This is a genomic window from Streptomyces sp. NPDC059851 (assembly GCF_042732005.1).
Taxonomy (GTDB): domain Bacteria; phylum Actinomycetota; class Actinomycetes; order Streptomycetales; family Streptomycetaceae; genus Streptomyces.
On record NZ_JBHWJJ010000014.1, the window covers coordinates 20917 to 27479 of the forward strand.

The window sequence follows — 6563 nt, forward strand, 5'->3', positions numbered from 1 at the left end:
CTTCCCGGGGGCTTCGGCCCCACTGGTGCGGGGAGCAGCATGCGGTTCCGTAGATCCGCTGCAGCATCGGTGGGTCAGCCCCGCTCAGGCATCGGTGGGTCAGCCCCGCTCAGGCGGGGAGCAGATCACACCTGGACCCGACGCTCCACCACGTCAACGAGCTTTGCCAGCGCCGCGTCACGCGCGACACCGTTTTCCTGCGACCCATCCCGGTAACGGAAGGAGACGGTGCCCGCGGCCATGTCGTCGTCACCGACGATGATCATGAACGGGACCTTCTGCTTCTGCCAGGTCCGGATCTTCTTCTGCATGCGGTCGGAGGAGGCGTCCACCTCGACCCGCAGGCCCTTCTTCTTCGCCTCGGCGGCGAACTCCTGCAGGTAGTCCACGTGCGCGTCGCCGATCGGGATGCCGACGGCCTGGACCGGGGCCAGCCACGGCGGCATGGCGCCGGCGTAGTGCTCCAGCAGCACCGCGAAGAACCGCTCGATCGAACCGAACAGCGCGCGGTGGATCATCACCGGGCGCTGGCGGGAGCCGTCTGCCGCGGTGTACTCCAGGTCGAAGCGCTCGGGCAGGTTGAAGTCGAGCTGGACGGTCGACATCTGCCAGGTGCGGCCGATGGCGTCGCGGCACTGGACCGAGATCTTCGGGCCGTAGAAGGCGGCGCCGCCCGGGTCCGGGACCAGCGGGAGGCCCTGCTTCTCGGCGACCTGCTGGAGGGTCGCGGTCGCCTCCTCCCAGACCTCGTCCGAGCCGACGAACTTCTCCGGGTCCTTGGTGGACAGCTCCAGGTAGAAGTCGGTCAGGCCGTAGTCGCGCAGCAGGTTCAGCACGAAAGTGAGGGTGCGGTCGAGCTCCTCCGCCATCTGCTCACGGGTGCAGTAGATGTGCGCGTCGTCCTGGGTGAAGCCGCGGGCCCGGGTCAGGCCGTGGACCACGCCGGACTTCTCGTACCGGTACACGGTGCCGAATTCGAACAACCGCAGGGGGAGCTCCCTGTACGAGCGCCCGCGGGCGTCGAAGATGAGGTTGTGCATCGGGCAGTTCATCGGCTTGAGGTAGTAGTCGGTACCACCGTCGAGCTGCATGGGGGGGTACATGCCCTCCGCGTACCAGTCCAGGTGACCGCTCTTCTCGAAGAGGGCGCCCTTGGTGGCGTGCGGCGAGTAGACGAACTCGTAGTCCTCCTCCTCGTGCCGCTTGCGGCTGTAGTCCTCCATGACCCGGCGGATGATGCCGCCCTTGGGGTGGAAGACGGCCAGGCCGGAGCCGATCTCGTCCGGGATGGAGAAGAGGTCCAGCTCGGTGCCGAGGCGGCGGTGGTCGCGCTTCTCGGCCTCGGCGAGGAAGTCGAGGTGCGCCTTCAGCTCGTCCTTCGACGGCCACGCGGTGCCGTAGATGCGCTGGAGCTGCTTGTTCTTCTCGCTGCCACGCCAGTACGCCGAGGCGTTCCGCATGAGCTTGAACGCCGGGATGTTGCGGGTGGTGGGCAGGTGGGGACCGCGGCAGAGGTCCTTCCAGCACAGCTCGCCGGTCTTTGCGTCCAGGTTGTCGTAGATGGTCAGCTCGCCGGCGCCCACCTCTACGTTCGCGCCGTCGGCGGTGGAGGCCGAGCCCTTGATGCCGATGAGCTCCAGCTTGTACGGCTCGTCGGCGAGCTCCTCGCGGGCGGCCTCGTCGGTGACCACGCGGCGGGAGAACTTCTGCCCGCGCTTCTGGATCTCCTGCATCTTCTTCTCGATGGCCTTGAGGTCATCGGGAGTGAAGGGGCGTGCGACGTCGAAGTCGTAGTAGAAGCCGTCCCGGACCGGCGGACCGATGCCCAGCTTGGCCTCGGGGAAGAGCTCCTGCACGGCCTGCGCCATGACGTGCGCGGTGGAGTGGCGGAGGATGTCGAGGCCGTCCGGGGAGGAGATCCCCACGGGCTCGACGGTCTCGCCGTCCTGGACCGCGTAGGAGAGGTCCTTGAGCTCGCCCGCCACGCGCGCGGCAATCACGGTGCGCTCGTCGGCGAAGAGGTCGGCGGCAGTAGTGCCCGTGGCCACCACGCGCTCGTCCCGCTCGGAATCGCGTTGGATGATCACACGGACGTCTGACACCGGTTTCTCCTGACTGAAGGGATGCGACAGCGAACGCTGCGCGTCTGAATCGTACCGAGAGCGGCGGCCCACCCGCGAAACGGTTATGCCCGTTGCCGTGGCCGTTGCCGCAGCGGGCAGCGGGCAGCGGGCACGGACCGCCGGTTCGCTAGCGTGGGGGCATGGTGACGACGACCGGGCCGGTACGGCCCCTGGACCTCGGCCACGAAGCGACCGCGACCGCCGTGCACCGGATCGGGCGGGCCGCGTACGCGGTGGAGGCGGAGTTGATCGGCTTCGACGGCATACCGGCGTTGCACGAGACCCTCGCCGACGTGCGGGGGCTGCCGCTGCGCTGGCTGGGGGCGGGAGCCGGGGGAGCGGCCGGCCCGCTCGCCGGTTTCGTGGCCTGGGAGGAGCAGCCCGACGGCTCGGTGTGCGTGGACCGGCTGTGCGTGGACCCGGCCCGGTTCCGGCGGGGTGTGGCCTCGGCGCTGCTGCGGGCCCTGCTGGCGGAGGTCCCGGCCGACCGGCCGGTCACGGTGTCGACGGGTGCGGCGAACGCGCCGGCGGTGACCCTGTACGAGCGCTTCGGCTTCGTCCGCGGGGCGGACTTCTCCCCCGCGCCCGGTCTGGTCATGGCCTCCTTCCGACTCGCCCCGCGGACCGGGGCGGCAGCCGACCCGGCCGCCGGCCGGGCACTGCCCGGCTGATCATCCGGCTGTCTCGGCTGCCGGTCCGGACTCCCCGCGGACTGCCAAGTGAGACGTCACACTCCGCGCCTCACGCCTGGTGGCAGCGGTGCCCGCGCCGGGTGGCCCGGGCAACGGTGCGGTGGGCGGTGCCGTCCGCCGCACCGCGGCGTCACCTTGCAGTCCTGGGGCCTTGACCCCACGGCGCTGCTGGCCGTGCCCGGCGCTTTCCTGCTCTGGGGCCCGGTCCGCCCGTGGGGGCAGCTCTTCCCGCGCCGGGCGCCGTTCCTGCGCGGCCGACGGGTGCCGCGCTGGCTCCCGCTCGCCCCGGCTCTGCTCGGCGCTGCGACGCTCGCCCCGTACGGCGTGGCGGCGGCGGTGCGGCGGCTTCCCCTCCTCGGGCGACGCGTTGCTGGTCAGCTGCATCGGGATGGTCGCCTCCGCCGTCACCTTCGCCGTCCGCGGCGTCGCCCTGACCGTCGCCGCCCGCTCGTCCTGGCTCCGGGCGCGTCCCGCTCCCCGGATCGCCGGCGGCGTCGTCCCCTACAGTGCCGGAGGCATGACGGTACTCGCCTCCTTCACCTTCGTACGCCACCTCGACGGGCTCCGCCACGCCTTCGAACGCGACGGGGAACGCAACGGCCGCCCCGCCTACCGCCGAACGGACGGGAACGTGTGGTGCGTGTGGTCGCCGACCGACGGCTGGCACTGTGAGATCGCTGACGGCGTCGTCACCGCCCGTCCCCTCGACGGCCACGCCGACGAACCCGAACCTCCCGCCGCCGTCTGGCGCAGCTTCAAGAACGACCGCTCCTACCTCTACGACCTGAGGACCCCCGACGCCGAAGCATGACGCGCCGGGTACCCCTAGTCCTCCGGGGCCAGGACGTCCGACGGGTCGAGGGACTCGTCCATGGACTTGATCAGCCGGTCGCGCTGCGCCTCGTCCAGCGGGACGGCCCGGACGTCGGTGATCTCGGCGACGCGGCGGAAGCCGCCCCGGCGCTGGAGCCGCCCGGTGACCCTGATCGGCACTCCGGCCAGGTGCGCGTGCCCGGCGACCCGGTACGCCCGCTCGTCCAGGGCCATCCGCACCTGCGGTACGTCCGCCCCGGACAGCACCTGCAGGCGGACCGCTCCGCCGACCGCCGGTGTGGTGCGGCGCATGCGGACCACCGTCCCCGTGATCTGCACCGGGACCGACGGCTCGTCCCGGGTGTAGCGGGCCGAGGCCTCGCGGAGCGCGGGCAGGTCCCCCGGGGTGAACTCGACCGGTTCGGGCCGGGCCGCGCAGCCGGCGGGCGCCCCGGCCGCCGGCGCCCAGGCCAGCGCGACCCGGGTGCCTTCGGAACCGCTGACGAGGTCGATCAGGGCGTCGGCGAGCTCCCGGCTGACCCCCGCCCGGACCGCCGCGTCGAAGGCCTCCATCCCGCCCGTGGTGCGCCGGTAGTCCACGGCTTCGCGGGCCGCGTGCAGGGCGTGGTGCAGCCGGGTAACGGTGCGGCGGCCACCCGCGACGGGAAGGTACGCGGTGAGCCGCCCCCCGGCGGCTGTCGGCCCGGCGACCACGCCGTCGAGGTCCCGTTCGGCCTGCCGGCGGTGCCGGGCCCCGTAGTACCCGGCGGTGGACCGGGCCGCCAGCGCACCGGCGAGCAGCATGCGGTGGGCGGCCGAGCGCAGGTGGTCCTCCACGGTCAGGGCCCGGGGGCTGCGGCCGGGGGTCCGCGGGACCTGCGGATTCTGCCGCTCCCAGCGGATCTCGTCGCTGGGGACGCTCAGCCCGTGGAGCACCTCGCGCGCGCAGGGCAGGGCGCCGCGGGCGAGCGCGACGAGCGCCTCCTCCAGCAGGTCGGTGCAGTCGGGGAAGGCGCGGGACTCCGGCACGAGGAGGCTGGTGCCCGTGCGGGCCGCCGGGTCGGCGGCGGGCGGCGTCCAGCGCCCGTAGCGGCCGGCCGCGCCCCCGCGGCGCTGCCAGCCGTGCCGGCGCAGCAGGACGCCGAACACGGCCGGGTCGACCTGCCCGGGGTCGGGGACTCCCGTGCCGGGGCGGTCCGCGAACTCGGGGAGGGCGGCGGGCGGTTCGAGGGGCGGTGGCGGCCGGTGCATCAAGGTGTCCCTCCCGACCCGACGCGGGTCATGATCTCGCACAGCGCGCGGTCGTCGAAGATCCGTGTGGTGGGGATCCGGACGGTGGTGCGGCGCCGGCCGGTCACGGGGTGCCCGGCGAGGTTGGTCCAGTAGCAGCAGTGCCGCAGGTCGAGCCGGTCGTGGCCGGCGGACAGCCAGTGGTCGCGCTCGCGCGGCACGAGCATCACGACGAGGATCTTGTGGACGGCGACCGGGGTCCGGGCCAGCTTCACCAGGTGCTCGTTGTCCAGGGTGAAGGCGAAGGTGGGGCCCGGCGGTTCGGGCGGGATCTGGTAGGTCGCCTTCAGCTGGACCTTGATGGTGACCTCGTCGTCCACGACGTGCTCGGGCGCGCCGTGGCTGACCTGCCAGTCGATGCCGTTGTCGGGGAAGGGCTGGGACAGCGAGCAGCCCGCGGCGGCCGCGACGGCGTGCAGGTATCCCACCTGGAGGGTCTCCATGCAGGCGGTGGTGGCGAGTGTGCCGCGCAGCGGTGCGGGGCGCGCCTGGTCGCGCGCACCCGTGCGCCCCTGCAGCACCCCGCCCGGTTCGGGCTGTGTGAGTGCCATGGCCGGAAAGCTCCCCGTGCCGTGCGGGCTCTGGCGGATGAGGGAACGGGCGGGGTGACGGCCGGTCATGTGTGCGGTCCCCCAGGGTGGTTGTCTCCGCAGCGGGCGGGCCGCAAACGGCGTACGGCGCAAACGGGCCGGGTATCACGGATTCGGGCAAGGGTGGCGTGTTCGACGTACGCCCCATCTGCCGATCGGGGACGAGGAGTTCGCCATGACACGCTGGTACGAGGGCCCGTTGGCCGCATTCGACACGGAGACGACCGGGGTGGACGTGGAGCAGGACCGGATCGTGTCCGCCGCTCTCGTCGTGCAGGAGTGCGCGGGCGGCCGGGTCCGCTCGACGCGCTGGCTGGTCAACCCAGGGGTGCCGGTGCCGCCGCAGGCCACGGAAGTGCACGGCTTGACGGACGAGTACCTCCAGCACAACGGCCGGTGGCCGGCGCCGGTCGTGGAGGAGATAGCCCGGGCGCTGGCGGAGCAGCAGGTCGCCGGCCGACCGGTGGTGGTGATGAACGCACCGTTCGACCTGACCCTGCTGGACCGGGAGTTGCGCCGGCACCGGGCTTCCTCGCTGGCCCGGTACCTGGACAACCGGCCGCTGACGGTGCTGGACCCGCGGGTGTTGGACAAGCACCTGGACCGGTACCGCAAGGGCCGCCGCACGCTGACGGACCTGTGCGAGCACTACGGGATAGAGCTGGACGGCGCGCACGACGCGGCGGCGGACGCCCTGGCCTCGCTGGAGGTCGTACGGGCGGTGGGCCGCCGGTTCGCGGGCCGGCTGGAGCGGTTGTCGCCGGCCGAACTGCACACGTTGCAGGCGGTGTGGCACGCGGCACAGGCGCGTGGGCTCCAGGCCTGGTTCGCGCGGCAGGGAACGCCGGAGGCGGTCGATCCGCACTGGCCGCTGCGGCCGGAGGTGTCCACGGCGGCGTGAGACGTGCTGCGGGTGGGCGCGGCAGGCGGCGGGGCCGTGCGGGCGAGGGGTGAACGGGCCCCGGAATGCCGCCCGGTGGGTCCCGGGAATGCGGAAGGCCCGGGGGGCTGAACGCCGACCGCCCACACCCCCTGGGCGATAAAGGGGAAGAAAA

General features: G+C 72.8%; 6 protein-coding genes. 3 read left to right on the top strand and 3 right to left on the bottom strand.

Annotation, left to right across the window (positions count from 1 at the left end; genetic code table 11):
- Window positions 1–125: 125 nt before the first annotated feature.
- Window positions 126–2102, bottom strand: coding sequence for a threonine--tRNA ligase (thrS, locus tag ACFV7Q_RS07035; protein ID WP_385424585.1), 1977 nt, complete (start codon window positions 2100–2102; stop codon window positions 126–128).
- 161 nt (window positions 2103–2263) lie between these two features.
- On the opposite strand from thrS, the gene ACFV7Q_RS07040 reads away from it, so the two are divergent.
- Both ACFV7Q_RS07040 and ACFV7Q_RS07045 read left to right on the top strand, forming a co-directional pair.
- Window positions 2264–2794: a GNAT family N-acetyltransferase gene (locus tag ACFV7Q_RS07040; RefSeq protein ID WP_385424588.1), complete on the top strand. Its 531-nt coding sequence runs from the start codon at window positions 2264–2266 to the stop codon at window positions 2792–2794.
- 409 nt (window positions 2795–3203) lie between these two features.
- Entirely contained in the window at window positions 3204–3626 is a 423-nt protein-coding gene (locus ACFV7Q_RS07045; RefSeq protein ID WP_385424590.1) for a hypothetical protein, read from the top strand.
- A 14-nt stretch (window positions 3627–3640) separates the two neighbouring features.
- Here ACFV7Q_RS07045 and ACFV7Q_RS07050 read toward each other — a convergent pair whose 3' ends face one another.
- Together ACFV7Q_RS07050 and ACFV7Q_RS07055 are read right to left on the bottom strand one after the other, a co-directional pair.
- Window positions 3641–4879, bottom strand: a complete 1239-nt coding sequence (locus ACFV7Q_RS07050; RefSeq protein ID WP_385424592.1) for a hypothetical protein — start codon at window positions 4877–4879, stop codon at window positions 3641–3643.
- A complete protein-coding gene (locus tag ACFV7Q_RS07055) occupies window positions 4879–5469 on the bottom strand; it encodes a DUF4365 domain-containing protein (RefSeq protein ID WP_385424594.1) in 591 nt (196 codons plus the stop codon). The genes ACFV7Q_RS07050 and ACFV7Q_RS07055 overlap by 1 nt, the downstream gene beginning before the upstream one ends.
- Before the next feature lie 214 nt (window positions 5470–5683).
- On the opposite strand from ACFV7Q_RS07055, the gene ACFV7Q_RS07060 reads away from it, so the two are divergent.
- Window positions 5684–6409, top strand: coding sequence for a 3'-5' exonuclease (locus tag ACFV7Q_RS07060; RefSeq protein ID WP_385424596.1), 726 nt, complete (start codon window positions 5684–5686; stop codon window positions 6407–6409).
- The last annotated feature ends 154 nt before the right edge of the window (window positions 6410–6563 follow it).

Coding starts and splice junctions, on each gene's coding strand:
- ACFV7Q_RS07060 (WP_385424596.1), top strand. CDS start 5,684: ATGACACGCTGGTACGAGGGCCCGTTGGCCGCATTCGACACGGAGACG.
- ACFV7Q_RS07040 (WP_385424588.1), top strand. CDS start 2,264: ATGGTGACGACGACCGGGCCGGTACGGCCCCTGGACCTCGGCCACGAA.
- ACFV7Q_RS07050 (WP_385424592.1), bottom strand. CDS start 4,879: ATGCACCGGCCGCCACCGCCCCTCGAACCGCCCGCCGCCCTCCCCGAG.
- ACFV7Q_RS07045 (WP_385424590.1), top strand. CDS start 3,204: ATGGTCGCCTCCGCCGTCACCTTCGCCGTCCGCGGCGTCGCCCTGACC.
- ACFV7Q_RS07055 (WP_385424594.1), bottom strand. CDS start 5,469: ATGGCACTCACACAGCCCGAACCGGGCGGGGTGCTGCAGGGGCGCACG.